At 35.8% G+C, this 24498-nt stretch carries 24 protein-coding genes; 20 read left to right on the top strand and 4 right to left on the bottom strand.

Annotated features, from left to right (window positions below; translation table 11 throughout):
- Nucleotides 1-4 precede the first annotated feature (4 nt).
- Nucleotides 5-1879, top strand: a complete 1875-nt coding sequence (locus tag LQ686_RS08630) for a fructose-specific PTS transporter subunit EIIC (protein WP_239733276.1) — start codon at nucleotides 5-7, stop codon at nucleotides 1877-1879.
- Entirely contained in the window at nucleotides 1876-2811 is a 936-nt protein-coding gene (gene lacD, locus LQ686_RS08625) for a tagatose-bisphosphate aldolase (protein WP_119651026.1), read from the top strand. The genes LQ686_RS08630 and lacD overlap by 4 nt, the downstream gene beginning before the upstream one ends.
- A 67-nt stretch (nucleotides 2812-2878) precedes the next feature.
- On the opposite strand, the gene LQ686_RS08620 is transcribed toward lacD, so the two are convergent.
- Complete coding sequence (locus LQ686_RS08620) at nucleotides 2879-4522, bottom strand: alpha-keto acid decarboxylase family protein (RefSeq protein ID WP_239733275.1); 1644 nt, start codon at nucleotides 4520-4522, stop codon at nucleotides 2879-2881.
- Nucleotides 4523-4736: 214 nt separating this feature from the next.
- Between LQ686_RS08620 and LQ686_RS08615 the strand changes: the two genes are divergently transcribed.
- On the top strand, nucleotides 4737-5183 hold the full coding sequence (locus LQ686_RS08615) for a MarR family winged helix-turn-helix transcriptional regulator (protein WP_025906982.1): 447 nt from the start codon (nucleotides 4737-4739) through the stop codon (nucleotides 5181-5183).
- 56 nt (nucleotides 5184-5239) lie between these two features.
- Here LQ686_RS08615 and LQ686_RS08610 read toward each other — a convergent pair whose 3' ends face one another.
- Both LQ686_RS08610 and LQ686_RS08605 read right to left on the bottom strand, forming a co-directional pair.
- Complete coding sequence (locus LQ686_RS08610) at nucleotides 5240-5461, bottom strand: hypothetical protein (RefSeq protein WP_107590481.1); 222 nt, start codon at nucleotides 5459-5461, stop codon at nucleotides 5240-5242.
- A 7-nt stretch (nucleotides 5462-5468) separates the two neighbouring features.
- Nucleotides 5469-6644 carry a DUF418 domain-containing protein gene (locus LQ686_RS08605; protein ID WP_239733274.1) on the bottom strand — a complete coding sequence of 392 codons (1176 nt, stop codon included), beginning with the start codon at nucleotides 6642-6644 and terminating at the stop codon, nucleotides 5469-5471.
- 134 nt (nucleotides 6645-6778) lie between these two features.
- Between LQ686_RS08605 and LQ686_RS08600 the strand changes: the two genes are divergently transcribed.
- The 17 genes from LQ686_RS08600 (at nucleotide 6779) to LQ686_RS08515 (ending at nucleotide 23442) form a co-directional block, all read left to right on the top strand.
- Complete coding sequence (locus tag LQ686_RS08600) at nucleotides 6779-7438, top strand: response regulator transcription factor (RefSeq protein ID WP_233678252.1); 660 nt, start codon at nucleotides 6779-6781, stop codon at nucleotides 7436-7438.
- A 4-nt stretch (nucleotides 7439-7442) separates the two neighbouring features.
- On the top strand, nucleotides 7443-8906 hold the full coding sequence (locus LQ686_RS08595) for a sensor histidine kinase (RefSeq protein WP_182579428.1): 1464 nt from the start codon (nucleotides 7443-7445) through the stop codon (nucleotides 8904-8906).
- A 13-nt stretch (nucleotides 8907-8919) separates the two neighbouring features.
- A complete protein-coding gene (locus LQ686_RS08590) occupies nucleotides 8920-9126 on the top strand; it encodes a hypothetical protein (protein WP_239733273.1) in 207 nt (68 codons plus the stop codon).
- Between the two features lie 323 nt (nucleotides 9127-9449).
- The gene (locus LQ686_RS08585) at nucleotides 9450-9764 is read left to right on the top strand and encodes a YdcP family protein (protein WP_000420682.1); all 315 of its coding nucleotides are present in this window, start codon (nucleotides 9450-9452) and stop codon (nucleotides 9762-9764) included.
- An 18-nt stretch (nucleotides 9765-9782) separates the two neighbouring features.
- Nucleotides 9783-10166, top strand: coding sequence for a YdcP family protein (locus LQ686_RS08580; protein ID WP_001234286.1), 384 nt, complete (start codon nucleotides 9783-9785; stop codon nucleotides 10164-10166).
- Between the two features lie 28 nt (nucleotides 10167-10194).
- Nucleotides 10195-11580, top strand: a complete 1386-nt coding sequence (locus tag LQ686_RS08575; RefSeq protein WP_000813488.1) for an FtsK/SpoIIIE domain-containing protein — start codon at nucleotides 10195-10197, stop codon at nucleotides 11578-11580.
- A gap of 177 nt (nucleotides 11581-11757) precedes the next feature.
- On the top strand, nucleotides 11758-12963 hold the full coding sequence (mobT, locus tag LQ686_RS08565; RefSeq protein WP_000398284.1) for a MobT family relaxase: 1206 nt from the start codon (nucleotides 11758-11760) through the stop codon (nucleotides 12961-12963).
- Between the two features lie 42 nt (nucleotides 12964-13005).
- A complete protein-coding gene (locus LQ686_RS08560; protein WP_001009056.1) occupies nucleotides 13006-13227 on the top strand; it encodes a hypothetical protein in 222 nt (73 codons plus the stop codon).
- Between the two features lie 116 nt (nucleotides 13228-13343).
- On the top strand, nucleotides 13344-13841 hold the full coding sequence (locus tag LQ686_RS08555) for an antirestriction protein ArdA (RefSeq protein ID WP_000342539.1): 498 nt from the start codon (nucleotides 13344-13346) through the stop codon (nucleotides 13839-13841).
- 88 nt (nucleotides 13842-13929) lie between these two features.
- Complete coding sequence (locus LQ686_RS08550; protein WP_000723888.1) at nucleotides 13930-14322, top strand: conjugal transfer protein; 393 nt, start codon at nucleotides 13930-13932, stop codon at nucleotides 14320-14322.
- Nucleotides 14306-16753, top strand: a complete 2448-nt coding sequence (gene tcpF / locus LQ686_RS08545; protein WP_000331160.1) for a conjugal transfer ATPase TcpF — start codon at nucleotides 14306-14308, stop codon at nucleotides 16751-16753. Before LQ686_RS08550 ends, tcpF begins: the two co-directional genes overlap by 17 nt.
- A gap of 2 nt (nucleotides 16754-16755) precedes the next feature.
- The gene (locus LQ686_RS08540; protein WP_000804748.1) at nucleotides 16756-18933 is read left to right on the top strand and encodes a CD3337/EF1877 family mobilome membrane protein; all 2178 of its coding nucleotides are present in this window, start codon (nucleotides 16756-16758) and stop codon (nucleotides 18931-18933) included.
- Entirely contained in the window at nucleotides 18930-19931 is a 1002-nt protein-coding gene (locus tag LQ686_RS08535; protein WP_050224153.1) for a bifunctional lytic transglycosylase/C40 family peptidase, read from the top strand. Before LQ686_RS08540 ends, LQ686_RS08535 begins: the two co-directional genes overlap by 4 nt.
- Nucleotides 19928-20860 carry a conjugal transfer protein gene (locus LQ686_RS08530; RefSeq protein ID WP_001224318.1) on the top strand — a complete coding sequence of 311 codons (933 nt, stop codon included), beginning with the start codon at nucleotides 19928-19930 and terminating at the stop codon, nucleotides 20858-20860. The genes LQ686_RS08535 and LQ686_RS08530 overlap by 4 nt, the downstream gene beginning before the upstream one ends.
- Nucleotides 20861-21134: 274 nt before the next feature.
- Entirely contained in the window at nucleotides 21135-21221 is an 87-nt protein-coding gene (locus LQ686_RS08525; RefSeq protein ID WP_012386611.1) for a tetracycline resistance determinant leader peptide, read from the top strand.
- A gap of 15 nt (nucleotides 21222-21236) precedes the next feature.
- The gene (gene tet(M), locus LQ686_RS08520; protein WP_010729924.1) at nucleotides 21237-23156 is read left to right on the top strand and encodes a tetracycline resistance ribosomal protection protein Tet(M); all 1920 of its coding nucleotides are present in this window, start codon (nucleotides 21237-21239) and stop codon (nucleotides 23154-23156) included.
- A gap of 118 nt (nucleotides 23157-23274) precedes the next feature.
- Nucleotides 23275-23442, top strand: coding sequence for a cysteine-rich KTR domain-containing protein (locus tag LQ686_RS08515; protein ID WP_000336323.1), 168 nt, complete (start codon nucleotides 23275-23277; stop codon nucleotides 23440-23442).
- A 59-nt stretch (nucleotides 23443-23501) separates the two neighbouring features.
- On the opposite strand, the gene LQ686_RS08510 is transcribed toward LQ686_RS08515, so the two are convergent.
- A complete protein-coding gene (locus LQ686_RS08510) occupies nucleotides 23502-23855 on the bottom strand; it encodes a helix-turn-helix transcriptional regulator (protein WP_001227347.1) in 354 nt (117 codons plus the stop codon).
- Between the last annotated feature and the right edge of the window lie 643 nt (nucleotides 23856-24498).

Genomic DNA, 24498 nt, shown 5'->3' with positions numbered 1-24498 from the left:
ATTAATGAAATATCAATTTTTAGGAGTTACAGGATGTCCAACGGGAATAGCACATACTTTCATGGCAGCTGAAGCACTAGAAAATGCTGCTAAAAATAAAAATGTAACAATTAAAGTAGAAACGCATGGACAAAGAGGAACTGAAAATGAATTTAGTAAAAAAGAAATTGACGAAGCAGAAGTCATTATTATTGCAGCTGATAAAAATGTAAATATCGACAGATTCAAAGGGAAGAAAGTTATTAATGTTTCAGTATCTAAAGGTATTAAGCAAGCAAATCAGTTACTCGATCAAGCTATTTCAGGTGATGTGTCAATTTATCAATCTACGAATAATCAATTAGATAATTCTGAGCATCAAGAAAATACTTCTTCTAATATGTGGCATAAAATATATGTTCATTTAATGAATGGTGTTTCGCATATGCTTCCTTTCGTAGTAGCAGGAGGTGTTATGACTGCTATATCATTCATGTTTGGCATATACTCTGCTGATCCAAAATCTGATCAATATAATGTAATCGCTGAACAAATGAATACAATAGGCGGCTTAGCTATGGGACTAATGGTTCCTATACTTAGTGCATATATAGCACAATCAATAGCCAATAGGCCAGGTCTAGTTATAGGTTTTATCGTTGGTATGATAGCTGATACAAATGGTACAGGCTTTCTAGGAGGTATTGCAGGAGGTTTCTTAGCTGGTGGCATCGTATTATTATTACAAAAATCTCTAAAAAATTTACCTAAATCACTAGATGGTTTGAAAGCAATATTTTTACTACCTGTTTTGGGTATTTTTATTGCAGGCTTTATCATGTGGTATTTATCAATACCTATGGAATTTATTAATAAAGGTATGATGAACTTTTTAGCAGGTTTCCAAGACTCAAATCCAATAATTTTAGGTTTAATTGTCGGTATAATGTGTGCATTTGATATGGGTGGACCAGTTAATAAAGCAGCGTATGTAACAGGTACTGCTCTATTAGCACAAGGTAATCATCTTTTCATGGCTGGAGTATCAGCTGCGTGTATAGTCCCTTCATTAGCAACTGGATTCTCAGTATTATTATCTAGAAAATATTACAGTCAATCTGAGACGAGTGCTGGATTAGTCAACTTTTTACTTGGTTCAACACATATCACTGAAGGTGCGATTCCATTTGCTGCTAAACGACCATTTATTATTATCCCAATACTTATGGTGGGCTCGTCTATAGCTGCAATACTCACATATATGTTGAAAGTTGAAGTTCCAGCTCCACATGGTGGATTTATAGTATTACCTGTAGTTACTCATCCAATTTTCTGGGTAGTATCAATAATCATTGGTGCTCTTGTTGCTGGAATATTAATGTCAATCGAACAAAAAAGATATGTTACTAAAAGTAATGAGTCTGATGAACAGTCTAAAATCAAATCTACTAACAACTTAGTAGACAGTAAACGAGTTTTCTTAAATAAATCTTTCAATAACAAAGAAAGTGCTTTAGAGTTTATTGCCCAACAATCAGTTGAAACAAATGTTTCAGATAATTTCAATTCAGTCTTTGCAGGTTTGAAAGCTCGCGAAGCAGAAAGTAGTACTGGTATGGAGAATGGTATAGCTATACCTCATGTATCAGATAAATCAATAAGTACGTCAAGTCTAATTGTAATTAAAATGGATAATGAAATTGAATGGCCATCTTTAGATGAGAAGCCTACTAATTTCTTAATAAGTATATTAGTACCAGAAAATAATGGTGAGGAACATTTAAATATTTTAGCTAACCTATCTAGAAAATTAATGGACAAAGAATTTACAAATCAACTAATATCTTCAAATTCAATAGAAGAAATCGTAAATCTATTAAGTGGAGTGAATAAGAAATGAAATCCTTAAAAAAACTAACTAACAATAATGGTATTATTACTGCATTAGCTATAGACCAAAGAGGTGCTTTAAAAAGAATGATGGGCGAAAACATTTCATATACTGAAATATCTAATTTTAAAGAATTGGTCTCGAATGAATTAACACCTTATGCATCGTCTATATTATTAGATCCTGAATTTGGTATAGAAGCAGCTAATATAAGAGATGCAAATTGTGGTTTAATTATGGCATATGAAAAAACAGGTTATGATAAAAAAACACCAGGAAGAATCCCTGACTTAATTCCAAATTGTTCAGTAAAAAACTTAAAATCTAAAGGTGCAGATGCTATCAAACTACTAATCTATGTAGACATTAATGAGTCAGATGAAATAAATAGTCAAAAAGAAGCTTTTGTAGAGAGAGTTGGTAGTGAATGTGTATCAGAATCATTACCTTTTTTCCTAGAAATCTTAACATATGATGACTCTATTGGTGATGAAAAAGGAATTGAGTTTGCTAAGATAAAGCCACATAAAGTGATTAATGCCATGCGTCTTTACAGTGAATCAAGATTTAATGTAGATGTACTAAAAGTAGAAGTTCCGGTTAATATGAACTTTGTAGAGGGATATGCTAAGAATGAATATATTTATACAAAAGAAGAAGCTGCTGAATTCTTCCTGGAACAATCTAATGCTACCAACCTACCTTTTATATTCTTAAGTGCTGGAGTGTCGTCACAATTATTTTTAGATACATTAAACTTCGCATATAAGTCAGGATCTAAGTTTAATGGTGTATTATGTGGTAGAGCTACATGGAGTGATGCCGCAAAAGCATATGTAGATGATGGTATTAATTCTTCCAGAAAACAACTGAAATCAACTTGTAAGAATAACATTCTAGAATTAAATAAATTGGTGGAAGAAATTGCTACACCCATATAACCCTTCTCCATCCTCTTCACATAAAAAATCCCCCTAATCCATGATTAATGGTTTAGGGGGTTTTGTATTAACTATTTTGTTTAGAGAATGCTTGTCCGATTGCGTCTAGTTTTTCTGGTGCGTCTGATACGCCCATTTTAACTTCTATGAAATGCATTTGATTTGGTTCGTTGTTAATTTTTAAGAATACATTTTCTAAATCGGCAGATGTTTCTACGTCATGAACGGCTACTGTATCTTTACCGCCAAATACGGCTGGTAACATTTTGTAGTCCCACATTTGAATATCATTATATACTTGGTGTTCACCGTGGATTTTTCTTTCAACTGTGTATCCATCATTATTAATAACAAAAATAACAGGTTTAAGGTCGTTTCTAATCATTGTTGATATATCTTGTGCTGTTAATTGTAATGAACCATCACCGATTAATAATATATTTCTTCTATATAAATTAGACATTTGTGTACCGGTTGTTGCTGGCAATGTATAACCGATTGATCCCCATAATGGTTGTCCAATAAATGTATTTTCTTTGTATAAGTTAAGGTCATACGCACCGAAGAATGAAGTACCTTGTTCTGCTAAGATGATATCATCTAATCCGATAAAGTCTTGCATCATTTTAAAGTAAGTTTCTTGTGTAAGTGGCGCATTATCAACTGTGTAATCACCTTTTTCAGGACGATTATTTTCTGGGAAATATGCTGCATTTTTAAATTCAATATCAAGTAATCCGTTCATTAAACTTGGTAATGTATATTCTGATGAAGTTGTATCATTTAATTTGAAATCTAAGTGATTGATCATTACGACATCATCAATATCAAATCCATATGAATAACCTGCAGTTGCTGAATCTGTTAATTTAGCACCAATATTTAAAATAGCATCACTGTTATCTACATAATTTCTAATTTCTTCTTCTGCAATACTACCATCATAAATGCCCATATAATAACGACTTTCTTCATTAAATGCACCTTTACCTAAAGAAAGTTGTGCAACTGGAATTTGAGTTTGTTCTACAAAGCGTTCTAATTCATCATGTAATTTAAAACTATTAATTTCATGTCCTGTAATGATAACTGGTTGCTGAGCTGTTTTTAATTTTTGTTGTACCATTTCAATGTAATGAGAAACATCTTGATTGATCACGTCAGCTGGTTTGAAGTCTTCTTCAACTTCAATTTCTGCTTGAGCTACATCGATTGGTAAATGTATATGAACAGGTCTTTTTTCAGCTAATGCTGCATTAATTAATCTTGGAATTTCAGTCTGAGCATTTTCTACTGTAATATAACCTTGAGCTGTTGTGATTTCTTTAAACATTTTTCTATAACTATCAAACTTACCTTCACCTAATGAATGGTGAACATATTTACCCGCTTCTTCAACAACTGTTGTTGGTGCACCTGTAATAGCTATCACTGGCACGCGTTCTGCATATGATCCGGCAATTCCATTAACTGCACTTAGTTCACCAACGCCAAATGTAGTGACCATTGCACTAATACCATTCATTCTTGCATAACCATCTGCAGCGTAACTTGCATTTAATTCATTCGTATTGCCTACCCATTCCATATCGTCTCTACTTACAATATCGTCTAAAAATGCTAAATTAAAATCTCCAGGAACACCAAATACTTTTTCTACCCCGACTGTACTTAATGAATCCATTAAATATTCCCCAACACGTTTTTGCATATCCGATTCTCCTTTTCTATTTTTACGAATCAATTTAAGTCAATACAGTTGACCTATTAATGTAAAAAATAAACCTTTGATTAAATATCAAATGTTTAATAATCCCTATAACAATTCTTAGTATATACCTACTTCAAAATTAAGTCAACATCATTGACCTAAAAATGAATTTTTAACAACTATCCTTTATAATAGTTGAAAAGGAGTCGACACGATGGATAATAAAAACAATTATGATCATATGCTTTTTTATTTCGCATACAAAACATTTATCAATACAGCTGACGATATTATTAAAAATCATGGCATGAACAGACAACATCATAGATTTTTATTTTTTATAGATCAAATGCCAGGTATAACAATTAAAGATTTATTAGATACACTTGAAATATCAAAACAAGCTTCTCACGCTTCATTAAAAAAATTAAAAGAGAAAAAATTAATTAGATATGTAGACTCTGATAACGATAGACGTGTGAAACATTTATACCCTACTGAAGAAGGTAGTGCATTAGTTCATAAATTGAACCAAGCACAAAATGAATTATTACAGCAAACGTTTGAAGAAGCTGGTACAGAGTGGCACGATTTCATGGAACACCTTGCAAGTATGAAAAGCGGATTTAAAAATGTTAAATCTATTAAACCAAAAGAATAGCAAACAAAAATGGGAGCTGGACAATACGTCCAGCTCCCTCTCTTTATATACTTAAACTAATCTCTTTGTTCATATGTACGCAATGAACTATAAACGACAATGCAGATGAAATATAAAATAACAATGATAATGAAACTATATGGCACACGTTCTAAATAGAACCAACTTAAATGCATATCAGTAAATTGATTAAGCTGCTGAATGACATATCTTGCGACTAATAGTCCTGAAAATACGACAAATAATATGCGTGCGACTTTCTTAACTGTTTCAATCATTATTATTTCATCTCCTCTTCCCTACTTTAATTTTCCAATGTGTAAACATACGAAGTATATATTCTAGCGGACCATATCGCAAATGCTTTTGATACCATGTTGCAAAAATCATTTGTAATACATAAATTAACATAAAACTAAACGATGTCACTATGAGTATATCTTTACCAAAGAATCCTAATCCATAGCCATATAGAATGAGTGTTCCGATTATACTTTGTAAAATATACATCGATAACGACATTTTACCGAGACTTTCAAACCCTCTAAATATTACGTTTTGTTGATACGTTTGATATAAGTATTTAAATAAACAAATAAAACCAATGGCCAGCGATATACCAAATATTATAGCTATGTTATCTGTCACATTTTCATTCGATAACCATAAATAAGAAGACTTCCCTAATATCGATACCGGTATTAAATATATAAACCATTTTGAAATGTGTTGATCTTTAATACGTTTTTCAAACCATTTATATTTTGATAAACATATACCTAAAGTAAAATATGGAACTTCTATAAACAGAATCATTACAAATAACCACCCTATATTATCGCCAAGCATTGCTTTTAATTGCATGAATTTCGGATCTTGAATATTAGCATCCGCTTCACGAATATCCCAATAACTACCTTCACTAAATAACGTTTTAACTTCATGCACATACGAAACTTTATCACTCGTTTCTATAATAGGACCTGAAGTATCAAATAAAGAAACAACTGACATTGCTAATATGAACCCAAATCCAATAATCGTCACCCATTTAAAAAATTTACGATTCAATGAAATGAATGGAATCACGATTAACATCGATAGTGCATAACCAAATAAGATATCTCCTTCCCATATAAAATAAGCATGTAAACTACCTAATATTAATAAGAATATAGCTCTTCTTAACAGCTTAATTCTTGGACGTTTAACTTGTTTACTTTTCATAGATTGATAGAGCTTATCTAAAGAAAAACCAAATAAAATCGCAAATATGGGCATAAAGCTGCCTTCAAATATAATCTTGATAATATGATAAATTGTTTGATTCAAACCACTTAAATGATACTGATCTATGTATAATTGCCCTGTTAAACCAAATTGAAAAATTAATAAATTGGCCATAAATATGCCAAATAAACTAAATCCCCTTAGTGCATCAGCAACTTCTATTCTGTTCATTCTATTCACCTCACATATTATATTAACAAGTTAAAATAAAATCTGACTTATATAAACCTTAAATCTGACTTAATTTTACATATACGTCTAGATACATATAAAATGAAAATATACAATAATATAGAGGTGTAAAAATGACTGCCAAAATATTAATAGTAGAAGATGATTTAGATATACAAACATTGATAAAAATATCCTTATCTAATAAACAATTAGGTGACATATATTTAGCAAGTGACAAACCAGAAGCTGAAGCAAAATTAAAAGCCCATCTCTTTGATGTCGTGTTGCTTGATTTAAACTTAAAATCAGAAAACGGCTATGAACTCGTGAAATATATTAAACATGAAGATACTAAACTGATTATCGTTACAGCGAAAGATTCTGATTTAGATGTTTATAAAGGGTTTGAAAATGGTGCCGTAGATTATGTGAAGAAACCATTTGATCCTATTGAACTTGCTTATCGCGTCTCTGTACATATTAAAAATATCAATACGCATCACAATAAGAACTTGAAAGTCAATCTAGATACAACTGATGTCATTACAAATAATAAAAAAGCTAATCTGACATCAAGAGAATATGACCTTCTCGCTTATTTTATTAAAAATAAAAACCAAGTTTTGACGAAGAGTCAAATATACGAACGCGTATGGGGTTATTCAGTCAGTGTGGATGACAATACATTAATGGTTCACATTCGAACATTACGCAAAAAAATAGAAGTTGACCCAAACAACCCTCAACTTATACAGACAGTTCGAGGAAAAGGTTACATATATAGAGGTTAATGAAATGAATAAAAGATTCACATGGAAATTCACGAAATACATTTTTATTTTTCTTACGATTACTTTTATTATAGGTGTTATTGGCATATGGCTTTTCTTTACAAATGTTATAAAAATTGCTTATTCAGATCTAGATGAAGTTGATGATTTTTATATGGATTTTTCAATATCAAATAAAAAAAATGGCTATAAACTGAGTGATGATTTAAAACAAAAATTAAAAGACAATCATGTTCATTTGTATATTATCGATAAAGATGCCAATGTCCTTTATCCTAAAAAACAAATGAATTTGAAAAATAAACTTGTTGAAAACTTATACAATACACAAGCCATTCCATTTCGTAGTGATGACTATAGTGTCATATTAATTTATCCAAAATCGCACAACCATCACATATATTCAATAGAAGAAATTGATACTAAAAAATTGATAAGTAGCTTGTATATCAATAATTATAATAAGTATTATCATGTCGAAAAGGATAATCAATTAACATTTATAGATAATCCTGCTTATCATAAAGTTCAATATACAGATGAATTTAATGACATAGAAAATAAGACATTTAAATTTTTAGCATTAACATACTTATTGTTACTTTTACTCAACATGATTTTAGTAATTATTTTCGCATTTATCATTTCTAAAAGACTTTCTAAGCCATTATTCTTCTATACCGATTGGATAGAAAATCTTTCTAAAGGTAAATTGTTTAAACCAAGCTCTAAACACTACAACAAAAGAAGCAAAAAATTATTTAAAGAACTTAATAATTCTGTAGAAAGCTTAAACTTACAACTGACAGAAGATAAAATCTATCAAAATCAAATTAATTACTACCGCGAGAAATGGCTTAATCAACTATCTCATGATTTAAAATCACCTTTAACATCTATTTATGGTTACGCCAAGCTCTTATCATCAGAAGAAATTGATACTAAGAAATATGCGATTTTAATTTCAGATAAAGCTGCATATATGACTGAGCTGATTGATAGTTTAAACAATAACTTCAGATACGAAACAGATCAAATGACCATTCATAAAGAATCATTCGATATTACAGAAACGTTAAAGCAGCTGAGAAGAACGATACAATACGACAAACTTGAAATTATCAATCAATTAACAGAACAAAAATTTTATGGCAATAAACTATATTTTGAACGTATGATGATGAACCTTATAGATAATAGTATCGATCATAACAAATGTAACCCAAACATCGAAATCAACATTAAGAATATAAATGAAGGTTTAGAAATTAACTACAAAGATGACGGTGTTGGCATAAGTAAGACGACAGAGAAACACATGCTTCATTCAAATTACACAACAAAAGACAACAAAGAAGGACACGGTATCGGTTCAACGATCATTATGGATTGCATCACATTTCATAACGGAACCTTTAAAATTATACCCTCTACAAAAGGTGTAAACTTCAAAATCCATTTAAATTAGGGAGCTGAGAAGAATGAAGGAGAAATTGTTTTATAGTGTGACGTCAGTTATATTTATCATTATATTCATGATTATTACTCAACTAATTCTGTTCAATAAAATAGATATAGCAACAATAATTGGTGCAGTAATAGGCATATCAGTAGTAATGCAATTGGAGTTGTCAAACGATAAAGATGATAAAGATAAATACAATATGTTTACTAGAAAAATAGCATAAAAATCTAGTTATCCGCATAAAAACTGGACTTATCACACTTTATCAAGGTCAAAACCACTCAATTTACTACTAATTTACTACTTATGAATGAGCTTTGATACGACGATTTATCCTTGAAAAGTGAAGATATAAAGATACTTCCAATAAAATTTGAATATTTAATAGGTAGACACTTCAAAAAATGAGGTGTCTATTTTTTTACCCGATTTTGAAAGGAAGTGAACTTATGAAAACAAAAAATCAAGAATCAAAAGGTCGTTCCCCACTCTTTAAGACCATCAAACATTCATTCAGCCAATAAAAAAGAAAGGATAGGTAAAAATATGGAACTTAAATTTGTGATTCCCAACATGGAAAAAACATTCGGCAATTTAGAATTTGCTGGCGAGGATAAAGTCGTTCAGCGAAGAATCAACGGACGGCTAACTGTCTTATCAAGAAGCTATAATCTCTATTCTGATGTTCAAAGAGCAGATGATATTGTGGTGGTGCTTCCTGCTGAAGCTGGCGAAAAACATTTCGGCTTTGAGGAACGTGTGAAGTTAGTCAATCCACGTATTACCGCAGAGGGCTACAAAATCGGCACTCGTGGTTTTACAAATTACCTTTTACATGCTGACGACATGATAAAAGAATAAAGAAAGAGAGGAAAAATGATGAGATTAGCAAATGGCATTGTATTAGATAAAGACACGACTTTTGGAGAATTGAAATTCTCTGCTCTACGTCGTGAAGTGAGAATCCAAAATGAAGACGGGTCGGTTTCAGATGAAATCAAGGAACGTACCTATGACTTAAAATCCAAAGGACAAGGACGCATGATTCAAGTAAGTATTCCTGCCAGCGTGCCTTTGAAAGAGTTTGATTATAACGCACGGGTGGAACTTATCAATCCCATTGCGGACACCGTTGCTACTGCCACCTATCAAGGAGCAGATGTTGACTGGTATATCAAGGCAGACGATATTGTGCTGACAAAGGATTCTAGTTCATTCAAAGCTCAACCACAAGCAAAGAAAGAACCGACACAAGACAAATAGTCGCTAGGTAGAAAGGAGACTTTTTCGCATGAAACAGCGTGGTAAAAGGATTCGCCCATCTGGTAAAGATTTAGTCTTTCATTTTACGATAGCGTCACTCCTGCCTGTTTTCCTGCTGGTTGTCGGACTGTTTCATGTGAAGACAATCCAGCAGATCAACTGGCAGGATTTTAACCTATCACAAGCAGATAAGATTGACATTCCCTATTTAATTATCAGTTTCAGTGTCGCAATTCTTATCTGCTTGCTGGTAGCGTTTGTATTCAAACGGGTTCGCTATGATACGGTTAAACAACTTTACCACCGTCAAAAACTGGCAAAGATGATACTTGAAAACAAGTGGTATGAATCTGAACAGGTCAAAACAGAGGGTTTCTTTAAAGATAGTGCTGGTCGTACAAAGGAAAAGATAACCTACTTCCCTAAAATGTATTATCGACTTAAAAATGGCTTGATACAGATACGGGTGGAAATCACGCTGGGAAAATATCAAGACCAACTCTTACACTTGGAAAAGAAATTAGAGAGTGGCTTGTACTGTGAGCTGACGGATAAAGAGTTAAAGGATTCCTATGTGGAATATACTTTGCTCTATGACACCATAGCCAGTCGTATTTCTATTGATGAAGTAGAAGCTAAAGATGGTAAACTTCGCTTAATGAAAAACGTATGGTGGGAATATGATAAGCTCCCTCATATGTTGATTGCTGGTGGTACAGGTGGCGGTAAAACTTACTTTATACTGACACTGATTGAAGCCTTGCTTCATACAGATTCAAAACTGTATATTCTTGACCCGAAAAATGCTGATCTTGCGGACTTAGGTTCTGTGATGGCAAATGTCTACTATAGAAAAGAAGACTTGCTTTCTTGCATTGAAACATTCTATGAAGAAATGATGAAACGTAGTGAGGAAATGAAGCAGATGAAGAACTATAAGACTGGCAAAAATTATGCTTACTTAGGTCTCCCGGCACACTTCTTAATCTTTGATGAATACGTCGCTTTCATGGAAATGCTGGGAACAAAAGAAAACACCGCAGTTATGAATAAGCTGAAACAGATTGTCATGTTAGGTCGTCAAGCTGGCTTCTTTCTAATACTGGCTTGTCAACGTCCAGACGCAAAATATTTAGGCGACGGAATCCGTGATCAGTTTAATTTCAGAGTGGCTTTAGGTCGTATGTCTGAAATGGGCTATGGCATGATGTTTGGCAGTGACGTACAAAAGGATTTCTTCTTAAAGCGAATCAAAGGTCGTGGCTATGTTGATGTAGGAACAAGTGTCATATCAGAGTTTTATACTCCCCTTGTACCAAAAGGATATGATTTCTTGGAGGAAATTAAAAAGTTATCCAACAGCAGACAGTCCACGCAGGCGACGTGCGAAGCGGAAGTCGCAGGTGTGGACTGATCTTGCTGGCTGGTGTGGCAATAGCCACGCCAGCACTTAACCCCCCGTATCTAACAGGGGGGTACAAATCGACAGGAAACAGTCAAAAAAACATTAGAAAATCCTTTGGTTACAAGGGATTTACAAAATTTCAGCGTATGTCAAATGGGCTTTAAAAGTTGACATACGCCTTTTTGATTGGAGGGATTTTTACTGAATGAACAAACTTGGTTACAGCATTTAAAAGAAAAACGCTTGGCTTATGGACTATCTCAAAACCGTTTAGCTGTTGCGACTGGTATTACAAGGCAGTATCTAAGCGATATTGAAACAGGAAAAGTCAAGCCATCAGAGGATTTACAGCAGTCCCTTTGGGAAGCTCTGGAACGCTTCAATCCCGACGCTCCCCTTGAAATGCTGTTTGATTATGTAAGAATTCGCTTTCCGACAACAGACGTACAGCAGGTGGTCGAAAACATCTTACAACTGAAACTGTCCTATTTTCTTCATGAGGACTATGGTTTCTATTCTTATTCAGAGCATTATGCTTTAGGCGACATATTCGTCCTTTGCTCCCATGAACTGGACAAAGGAGTTCTGGTGGAATTGAAAGGTCGTGGGTGCAGACAATTTGAAAGCTATCTTCTGGCACAACAAAGAAGCTGGTATGAGTTCTTTATGGACGTTTTGGTGGCTGGCGGTGTGATGAAACGCCTTGACCTTGCCATTAACGATAAGACAGGGATTTTAAATATCCCTGTACTCACTGAAAAGTGCCAACAGGAAGAATGTATCTCCGTCTTCCGCAGTTTTAAAAGCTATCGCAGTGGCGAACTGGTACGCAAAGAGGAAAAGGAATGTATGGGAAACACCCTCTATATCGGTTCATTACAAAGTGAAGTTTATTTCTGTATCTATGAAAAGGACTACGAGCAGTACAAGAAAAATGATATTCCCATTGAAGACGCAGAAGTAAAAAACCGTTTTGAGATTCGATTGAAAAATGAGCGTGCCTATTATGCAGTCCGTGATTTACTCGTCTATGACAATCCAGAGCATACCGCCTTTAAAATTATCAATCGGTATATCCGTTTTGTAGATAAAGACGATTCCAAACCTCGTTCTGATTGGAAACTGAATGAAGAATGGGCTTGGTTTATTGGGAACAATCGTGAACGATTAAAACTAACCACAAAACCAGAGCCTTACTCCTTCCAAAGGACGCTGAACTGGCTATCTCATCAAGTTGCCCCGACCTTAAAGGTTGCGATTAAACTTGATGAAATCAACCAGACGCAGGTTGTAAAAGACATTCTCGACCATGCGAAACTGACAGACCGACACAAGCAGATTTTGAAGCAACAGTCAGTAAAAGAACAGGACGTGATAACAACAAAAAAATAACTCAAATACAAATTCATTGAATATAGAGAGGAGAACATTTTTATGAATTTTGGACAAAACCTTTATAACTGGTTTCTATCAAACGCTCAATCACTGGTGCTTTTAGCAATCGTTGTGATTGGCTTGTATCTTGGCTTCAAGCGTGAGTTTAGCAAACTGATTGGCTTTTTAATTATTGCGATTATTGCGGTTGGCTTAGTCTTCAACGCTGCTGGAGTAAAAGACATTTTACTAGAGCTATTCAATCGCATTATTGGTGCTTAAATAAAACCGTTCTTTTGTGGAATATAAGTGGTTTTCTTATGTTCCGCAAAGGAATGGTACACCAAACGAAGTGCGGTAGGGATTTTTGAATCTCTACAAAGAAAGGACGTGAATATATGGACGATATGCAAGTCTATATTGCGAATTTAGGCAAATACAATGAGGGCGAATTGGTCGGTGCGTGGTTTACCTTTCCCATTGACTTTGAGGAAGTCAAAGAGAAAATCGGCTTGAATGATGAATATGAGGAATACGCCATTCATGACTACGAGTTACCCTTTACGGTTGACGAATACACTTCCATTGGCGAACTCAATCGACTATGGGAAATGGTATCGGAATTACCCGAAGAATTACAATCGGAGCTATCTGCTCTGCTCACTCATTTTTCAAGCATTGAAGAACTAAGCGAACATCAAGAGGATATTATCATTCATTCCGATTGTGATGATATGTATGACGTGGCACGCTACTACATTGAAGAAACGGGTGCTTTAGGCGAAGTACCAGCTAGTCTTCAAAACTATATTGATTATCAAGCCTATGGTCGGGATTTAGACCTTTCAGGAACGTTTATCTCAACCAATCATGGGATTTTTGAAATCGTCTATTAAATCTGTCGGTACATTACTACTGGCAGATTTTCTATTTTACGGGGTGGCTCAATCAGCTACCCCTATTTTTTATGAAAGGATTGATTACATGAAGAAAATACGAAGCTATACCAGTATCTGGTCTGTGGAAAAGGTACTGTATTCTATCAATGATTTTAGACTTCCGTTTCCCATAACCTTTACGCAAATGACATGGTTTGTCGTGTCACTCTTTGCAGTGATGATACTTGGCAACTTGCCCCCTCTTTCCATGATAGAGGGAGCATTTCTCAAATACTTTGGGATTCCTGTGGCTTTCACATGGTTTATGTCTACAAAAACTTTTGATGGTAAAAAGCCTTATGGATTTTTGAAGTCTGTCATTGCTTATGCACTGCGACCAAAGCTGACCTATGCAGGAAAAAAAGTAACGCTTGGCAGAAACCAGCCACAAGAAGCCATTACAGCAGTTAGGAGTGAATTTTATGGCATATCCAATTAAATACATTGAAAACAATCTCGTCTGGAATAAAGACGGGGAATGTTATGCTTACTATGAGCTTGTTCCTTACAATTACTCATTTCTAAGTCCAGAACAGAAAATACAAGTGCATGATTCTTTCAGACAGCTTATCGCACAAAATCGTGATGGCAAAATTCATGCTTTACAAATCAGTACAGAATCCAGCATACGTTCTGCACAAGAGCGTTCCAAAAATGAAGTCACTGGCAAGCTCAAAGCGGTTGCCTATGACAAAATCGACCAACAGACAGACGCTTTAATATCCATGATTGGCGAAAATCAAGTGAACTACCGTTTCTTTATCGGCTTTAAGTTGCTTCTCAACGATCAGGAGTTTTCTATGAAAAGTCTTACCGTTGAAGCAAAAAATGCTTTGTCTGATTTTGTCTATGATGTGAACCATAAGCTGATGGGCGATTTTGTTAGTATGAGTAATGATGAAATCCTGCGTTTTCAGAAGATGGAAAAGCTCTTAGAAAATAAAATCTCTCGTCGTTTCAAAATCCGCAGGTTAGATAAGGACGACTTCGGCTATCTGATTGAACACCTTTACGGACAGACAGGCACTGCCTATGAAGAGTATGAGTACCATCTATCAAAGAAAAAGCTGGATAATGAAACGCTGATTAAATACTATGACTTGATTAAGCCTACTCGCTGTTTGGTGGAAGAAAAACAGCGATATTTGAAAATCCAGCAGGAAGATGAAACCGTCTATGTAGCTTACTTTACCATTAACAGCATTGTCGGAGAACTGGACTTCCCGTCCTCTGAAATCTTCTACTACCAGCAACAGCAATTTACATTCCCGATTGATACGTCAATGAATGTGGAAATTGTAGCGAATCGTAAAGCCCTATCTACTGTCCGCAATAAAAAGAAAGAACTGAAAGACTTGGATAACCACGCTTGGCAAAGTGATAATGAAACCAGCTCCAATGTGGCGGAAGCTCTGGAAAGTGTGAATGAGCTGGAAACCAATTTAGACCAAAGCAAGGAATCTATGTACAAGCTGTCTTATGTGGTAAGGGTATCAGCAAATGATCTTGACGAACTCAAACGTCGTTGTAATGAAGTGAAAGATTTTTATGACGATTTAAGCGTAAAACTGGTACGACCATTTGGGGATATGCTCGGCTTACATGAAGAATTTTTACCTGCCAGCAAGCGTTATATGAATGATTATATTCAATACGTGACCTCTGATTTCCTCGCTGGTTTAGGTTTTGGTGCTACTCAAATGCTGGGGGAAAATGAGGGGATTTATGTTGGCTACAGCTTAGATACTGGACGCAATGTCTATCTGAAACCTGCTCTTGCCAGTCAAGGGGTTAAGGGTTCAGTAACCAATGCGTTAGCGTCGGCTTTTGTTGGTTCGCTGGGTGGTGGTAAATCCTTTGCGAATAACCTTATCGTCTATTATGCGGTGCTTTATGGGGCACAAGCAGTGATTGTAGACCCAAAAGCAGAACGTGGCAGATGGAAAGAAACCTTGCCAGAGATTTCCCATGAAATCAATATCGTCACTCTGACTTCTGATGAGAAAAACAAAGGCTTACTTGACCCTTATGTGATTATGAAAAATCCCAAAGATTCTGAATCACTGGCTATTGATATTCTGACATTCCTTACGGGGATTTCCTCTCGTGATGGGGAACGCTTCCCAATCCTTAGAAAAGCCATTCGTGCAGTAACCAATAGTGAAGTACGAGGGTTGATGAAAGTGATTGAGGAATTACGGGTTGAGAATACGCCACTAAGTACCAGTATAGCCGACCATATCGAAAGTTTTACAGACTATGACTTTGCACATTTATTATTCAGTAATGGTTATGTGGAGCAGTCTATCAGCTTAGAAAAACAACTGAACATTATACAGGTTGCGGACTTGGTACTTCCCGACAAGGAAACTTCCTTTGAGGAATATACCACTATGGAGCTTTTATCCGTTGCTATGCTGATTGTCATTAGTACCTTTGCTTTAGACTTTATCCATACAGACCGAAGCATTTTCAAGATTGTAGATTTAGACGAAGCATGGAGCTTTTTACAGGTAGCACAAGGAAAAACACTATCTATGAAGCTGGTTCGGGCTGGTCGTGCTATGAACGCTGGGGTATATTTCGTGACCCAAAATACAGACGACCTCTTAGATGAAAAACTGAAAAATAACCTCGGCTTAAAATTTGCATTTCGTTCCACTGACCTTAACGAGATTAAAAAGACCTTAGCCTTTTTTGGTGTAGACCCAGAGGACGAAAACAATCAGAAGCGATTGCGTGATTTGGAAAACGGGCAATGCCTTATCAGTGATTTATATGGTCGTGTCGGTGTGATACAGTTCCACCCTGTATTTGAAGAACTGCTCCATGCCTTTGATACCAGACCACCTGTGCGAAAAGAGGTGTAAATGTGAAACCATCAATAGTAAACAGAATAAAATCAAACTGGACGCTGAAACGTCTAGGTAAAGTGGCAATGACAGTGGCTTTCACACTTGTGATTGCCATTTTTCTTTTAGCCATGCTGGGAACGGTGGTTCAAGCTGCGGGCTTGGTAGATGATACGGTCAATGTGGCAAATGAATACAGCCGATACCCACTTGAAAACTATCAACTGGATTTTTATGTGGATAATAGCTGGGGCTGGCTTCCGTGGAACTGGTCGGACGGGATTGGAAAACAGGTCATGTATGGACTATATGCCATTACCAATTTTATTTGGACAATCAGTTTGTATGTTTCCAATGCGACAGGTTACTTAGTACAGGAAGCCTATTCCTTAGACTTCATTTCCGCTACAGCAGATTCCATTGGTAAGAATATGCAGACCTTAGCTGGTGTGAGTGCAAACGGATTTTCAACAGAGGGTTTCTATGTTGGATTCCTCTTACTCTTGATTTTGGTTCTTGGGGTTTATGTTGCCTATACGGGACTGATAAAGAGAGAAACCACAAAGGCAATTCATGCCATTATGAATTTTGTGCTGGTGTTTATCCTATCGGCTTCCTTTATTGCCTACGCTCCCGACTACATTAAAAAAATCAATGACTTTTCATCAGACATCAGTAATGCCAGTTTATCACTTGGCACGAAGATTGTCATGCCCCATTCCGATAGTCAAGGCAAGGACAGCGTGGACTTAATCAGAGATAGCCTGTTTTCCATACAGGTTCAGCAACCGTGGCTACTGCTTCAATACAACAGTTCAGACATTGAAAGTATCGGTATTGACCGTGTGGAAAGCCTGCTCTCCACCAGCCCAGATTCCAACAATGGCGAAGACAGAGAAAAAATTGTTGCGGAAGAAATTGAAGACAGAAGCAATACCAATCTAACCATTACAAAGACCATTAACCGTTTAGGTACAGTCTTCTTCCTATTTGTCTTCAATATTGGGATTTCCATATTTGTATTCCTATTAACAGGAATCATGATTTTCTCGCAGGTACTTTTTATCATCTATGCTATGTTTCTGCCTGTGAGCTTTATTTTAAGCATGATTCCATCATTTGATGGTATGTCAAAACGAGCCATAACAAAGCTCTTTAATACCATTTTGACACGAGCTGGAATCACATTGATTATTACGACAGCATTTAGTATTTCAACCATGCTCTATACCTTATCGGCTGGTTATCCGTTCTTTTTGATTGCTTTTCTACAGATTGTGACCTTTGCAGGAATCTACTTCAAGCTGGGCGATTTAATGAGTATGTTTTCTCTACAGAGTAACGATTCTCAAAGTGTGGGAAGTCGTGTGATGAGAAAACCTCGTATGCTTATGCACGCTCACATGCACCGTCTACAGCGGAAACTTGGACGTTCCATGACTACTCTAGGGGCTGGGTCTGCCATTGTTACAGGTAAAAAAGGACAGTCGGGTTCGGGGAGTTCTGCAAGGACACAAGCAGATCACTCCCGACCAGACGGAAAGGAAAAATCAACACTTGGAAAACGTATCGGTCAAACCATCGGTACAGTAGCTGATACCAAAGACAGAATGGTAGACACTGCTAGTGGTTTGAAAGAACAGGTTAAAGATTTGCCGACCAATGCAAGATATGCAGTATATCAAGGAAAATCCAAAGTAAAAGAGAATGTCCGTGATTTAACCAGTAGTATTTCTCAAACCAAAGCGGACAGAGCCAGTGGACGCAAGGAACAGCAGGAACAAAGGCGAAAAACCATTGCGAAGCGTCGCTCTGAAATGGAACAGGTCAAACAGAAAAAACAGCCTGCTTCTTCTGTTCATGAAAGACCGACTACAAGACAAGAACAATATCATGATGAACAGACCTCAAAACAGTCTAATATTCAGACTTCATATAAGGAATCTCAACAAGCCAAACAAGAGCGTCCAGCAGTTAAGTCCGATTTTTCAAGTCCAAAAGTGGAACGCCAAGGCAATACCGTTCAAGAAAAAACCGTTCAAAAGCCAGCAACTTCAACCACTACAGCAGATAGAACTTCACAACGTCCAATCACAAAAGAACGTCCGTCTACTGTTCAAAGAGTACCACTACAAAATACAAGAAGTAGACCACCAATCAAAACCGCCACCATTAAGAAAGTCGGTAAGAAACCATGAAGTTGAAAACTTTAGTGATTGGTGGTTCTGAATTATTCTTGATGGTCTTCTCACTGCTTCTGTTTGTTGCCATTTTATTTTCAGATGAACAGGACAGCGGAATTTCCAATATTCATTATGGAGGTGTGAATGTTTCCGCAGAAGTGCTGGCTCATAAGCCTATGGTAGAAAAATATGCCAAAGAATATGGCGTTGAAGAATATGTCAACATACTTCTTGCGATTATACAGGTGGAATCGGGCGGTACTGCGGAAGATGTTATGCAGTCCTCGGAATCCCTCGGTCTTCCACCTAATTCATTGAGTACAGAAGAATCCATTAAGCAAGGTGTGAAGTATTTCAGTGAATTATTAGCCAGTAGCGAAAGGCTCAGTGTAGATTTAGAATCGGTTATCCAGTCCTACAATTATGGTGGTGGTTTCTTAGGGTATGTGGCTAATCGTGGAAATAAATATACCTTTGAACTGGCTCAAAGTTTCTCAAAAGAGTATTCAGGTGGCGAAAAAGTGTCTTACCCCAATCCCATAGCCATACCTATCAATGGGGGCTGGCGATACAACTATGGCAATATGTTTTATGTGCAACTGGTAACGCAGTATCTTGTCACAACAGAGTTTGATGATGATACGGTACAAGCCATCATGGACGAAGCACTGAAATATGAGGGCTGGCGATACGTTTACGGTGGAGCTTCCCCGACTACTTCTTTTGATTGTAGCGGACTGACACAATGGACGTATGGAAAAGCTGGAATTAACTTACCACGAACCGCACAACAGCAATATGATGTGACCCAGCATATCCCACTATCGGAAGCACAAGCTGGCGATTTGGTTTTCTTTCATTCTACCTATAACGCTGGCTCTTATATTACTCATGTTGGGATATACCTTGGCAATAACCGTATGTTTCATGCAGGCGACCCAATCGGTTATGCCGACTTAACAAGCCCCTACTGGCAACAGCATTTAGTGGGAGCAGGACGAATCAAACAATGAGAAAGGAAGATTTAATGATGAAATTTAGAAAAAATCAGAATAAAGAAAAACAGATACCAAAGGAAAAGAAACCTCGTGTCTATAAGGTCAATCCTCATAAAAAGGTTGTGATTGCCTTGTGGGTACTTTTAGGGCTTAGTTTCAGCTTTGCGATATTCAAGCACTTTACAGCTATAGATACTCATACTATTCACGAAACAACTATCATAGAAAAGGAATACGTTGATACTCATCATGTAGAAAATTTTGTAGAGAACTTTGCGAAAGTCTACTATTCATGGGAGCAATCCGATAAGTCCATTGATAATCGAATGGAAAGTCTAAAAGGCTATCTGACAGATGAACTTCAAGCTCTCAATGTTGATACAGTACGCAAAGATATTCCTGTATCGTCTTCTGTAAGAGGATTTCAGATATGGACGGTAGAGCCAACTGGCGACAATGAGTTTAATGTAACCTACAGTGTAGACCAGCTCATTACAGAGGGAGAAAATACAAAGACCGTCCACTCTGCTTATATAGTGAGTGTCTATGTAGATGGTTCTGGAAATATGGTACTGGTTAAGAATCCGACCATTACCAACATACCTAAGAAATCAAGTTATAAACCAAAAGCCATTGAAAGTGAGGGGACGGTTGATTCCATTACAACCAATGAAATCAATGAGTTTTTAACGACGTTCTTCAAGCTCTATCCTACAGCGACAGCCAGTGAACTTTCCTACTATGTGAATGACGGGATATTAAAACCAATCGGAAAAGAGTACATCTTTCAAGAACTGGTAAATCCTATTCACAATCGTAAGGATAATCAAGTCACGGTATCGCTGACAGTGGAGTATATCGACCAGCAGACCAAAGCAACGCAGGTATCTCAATTTGATTTGGTACTTGAAAAGAACGGGAGTAATTGGAAGATTATAGAATAACAAATATTGGTACATTATTACAGCTATTTTGTAATCACGTACTCTCTTTGATAAAAAATTGGAGATTCCTTTACAAATATGCTCTTACGTGCTATTATTTAAGTATCTATTTAAAAGGAGTTAATAAATATGCGGCAAGGTATTCTTAAATAAACTGTCAATTTGATAGTGGGAACAAATAATTGGATGTCCTTTTTTAGGAGGGCTTAGTTTTTTGTACCCAGTTTAAGAATACCTTTATCATGTGATTCTAAAGTATCCGGAGAATATCTGTATGCTTTGTATGCCTATGGTTATGCATAAAAATCCCAGTGATAAGAGTATTTATCACTGGGATTTTTATGCCCTTTTGGGCTTTTGAATGGAGGAAAATCACATGAAAATTATTAATATTGGAGTTTTAGCTCATGTTGATGCGGGAAAAACTACCTTAACAGAAAGCTTATTATATAACAGTGGAGCGATTACAGAATTAGGAAGCGTGGACAAAGGTACAACGAGGACGGATAATACGCTTTTAGAACGTCAGAGAGGAATTACAATTCAGACAGGAATAACCTCTTTTCAGTGGGAAAATACGAAGGTGAACATCATAGACACGCCAGGACATATGGATTTCTTAGCAGAAGTATATCGTTCATTATCAGTTTTAGATGGGGCAATTCTACTGATTTCTGCAAAAGATGGCGTACAAGCACAAACTCGTATATTATTTCATGCACTTAGGAAAATGGGGATTCCCACAATCTTTTTTATCAATAAGATTGACCAAAATGGAATTGATTTATCAACGGTTTATCAGGATATTAAAGAGAAACTTTCTGCCGAAATTGTAATCAAACAGAAGGTAGAACTGTATCCTAATATGTGTGTGACGAACTTTACCGAATCTGAACAATGGGATACGGTAATAGAGGGAAACGATGACCTTTTAGAGAAATATATGTCCGGTAAATCATTAGAAGCATTGGAACTCGAACAAGAGGAAAGCATAAGATTTCAGAATTGTTCTCTGTTCCCTCTTTATCATGGAAGTGCAAAAAACAATATAGGGATTGATAACCTTATAGAAGTGATTACGAATAAATTTTATTCATCAACACATCGAGGTCAGTCTGAACTTTGCGGAAATGTTTTCAAAATTGAATATACAAAAAAAAGACAACGTCTTGCATATATACGTCTTTATAGTGGCGTACTGCATTTGCGAGATTCGGTTAGAATATCGGAAAAGGAAAAAATAAAAATTACAGAAATGTATACTTCAATAAATGGTGAATTATGTAAAATCGATAAGGCTTATTCCGGGGAAATTGTTATTTTGCAAAATGAGTTTTTGAAGTTAAATAGTGTTCTTGGAGATACAAAACTATTGCCACAGAGAAAAAAGATTGAAAATCCGCACCCTCTACTACAAACAACTGTTGAACCGAGTAAACCTGAACAGAGAGAAATGTTGCTTGATGCCCTTTTGGAAATCTCAGATAGTGATCCGCTTCTACGATATTACGTGGATTCTACGACACATGAAATTATACTTTCTTTCTTAGGGAAAGTACAAATGGAAGTGATTAGTGCACTGTTGCAAGAAAAGTATCATGTGGAGATAGAACTAAAAGAGCCTACAGTCATTTATATGGAGAGACCGTTAAAAAATGCAGAATATACCATTCACATCGAAGTGCCGCCAAATCCTTTCTGGGCTTCCATTGGTTTATCTGTATCACCGCTTCCGTTGGGAAGTGGAATGCAGTATGAGAGCTCGGTTTCTCTTGGATACTTAAATCAATCATTTCAAAATGCAGTTATGGAAGGGATACGCTATGGCTGTGAACAAGGATTGTATGGTTGGAATGTGACGGACTGTAAAATCTGTTTTAAGTATGGCTTATACTATAGCCCTGTTAGTACCCCAGCAGATTTTCGGATGCTTGCTCCTATTGTATTGGAACAAGTCTTAAAAAAAGCTGGAACAGAATTGTTAGAGCCATATCTTAGTTTTAAAATTTATGCGCCACAGGAATATCTTTCACGAGCATACAACGATGCTCCTAAATATTGTGCGAACATCGTAGACACTCAATTGAAAAATAATGAGGTCATTCTTAGTGGAGAAATCCCTGCTCGGTGTATTCAAGAATATCGTAGTGATTTAACTTTCTTTACAAATGGACGTAGTGTTTGTTTAACAGAGTTAAAAGGGTACCATGTTACTACCGGTGAACCTGTTTGCCAGCCCCGTCGTCCAAATAGTCGGATAGATAAAGTACGATATATGTTCAATAAAATAACTTAGTGTATTTTATGTTGTTATATAAATATGGTTTCTTGTTAAATAAGATGAAATATTTTTTAATAAAGATTTGAATTAAAGTGTAAAGGAGGAGATAGTTATTATAAACTACAAGTGGATATTGTGTCCTGTATGTGGAAATAAAACACGATTAAAGATAAGGGAAGATACTGAATTAAAAAAATTCCCCCTCTATTGTCCGAAATGCAGACAAGAAAATTTAATTGAAATAAAGCAGTTCAAAGTAACTGTGATTACAGAGCCAGACGCAAAGACGCAGAGCCGATAAAATGAGATTAATACAATCTCATTTTATCGGCTCTTTCCGTTATGTATGGATTCTTTTAATTAGTCTTCGATGTTTCTTGCTTCGTTGATACCGCTGGCTAAAGATTCCATTAAGGATAGTTCTTTGTCTGTAAAGCTATCCATGTATTTCTCTATCTGTAATCGTCGGGTGCTTTTTACCAAGTTATTAGCAGGTAAGAAAAATTCATCAACGGAAACATGAAGTAACGATACAAGGTCATAAAGAACTTGTATGCTGGGGTGTTGCCCTTTATTTTCAATATTAGTTAAGTACCGTGGGTCAATTTCAATCAATGCTCCCACTTGTTCACGAGTTAAACCTCGTTTCAATCGAGCTTCTTTAATGGCTAAACCAAAGGCTCTAAAATCATATTTATCTTCTTTTTTACGCATAGTAGACCACCTCTATACATTTTATTGTTCCTACTGAATTAAAAACAGGTATAGAAAAACGTGTTATATGGTTTATAGGTTTATATTTAATAAAAAGCACTACTAAACGCCAATAAAAAAAACCGTTATATGGTAGTGCTATTTACGCTGTTAAAATATTGTATATTACTTCCAAATGGCGGTTTGTTGGAGGTCAACGTCGCCATGAAGTACATCATATACAATAAATTTCCTTACATTGGGTTCTTGTCAAAAAAAGTCGTCTATCTGCAATAGATAAGTACGTCCACCAATGTGGTTTTATAAATCATATAGATAGAATAACAGAAGCATGTAAACAGAGAAATAAATCTGTTTATATGCTTTTTTGGCTATTCAGAACTTTTTTACAAAGTTTATTTATCAGTAATGCAACAAATCCCCCTTTCACATTGGGACTAAGAGTGAAAGGAGATAAACGAGCAAGGCTCACTTCCTTTCCTAGACAGAAAGGGGGTGAGAAACATGAAACCATCTTCTTTTCAGACCACAATAGAAAATCAGTTTGACTATATTGGACCGTCTACACTTAATTGGACAACTTCTTTAAAGAGAAGTATTGTTAAAATTAAGAAAGTAGGTGGTCTTTTTATGAGAAGAGAGC

Origin of the sequence: Mammaliicoccus sp. J-M41 (assembly GCF_022385935.1) — a bacterium.
In the GTDB taxonomy this organism is placed as follows: domain Bacteria; phylum Bacillota; class Bacilli; order Staphylococcales; family Staphylococcaceae; genus Mammaliicoccus; species Mammaliicoccus sciuri_A.
This window is presented reverse-complemented; position numbering and strand designations above follow the sequence as displayed.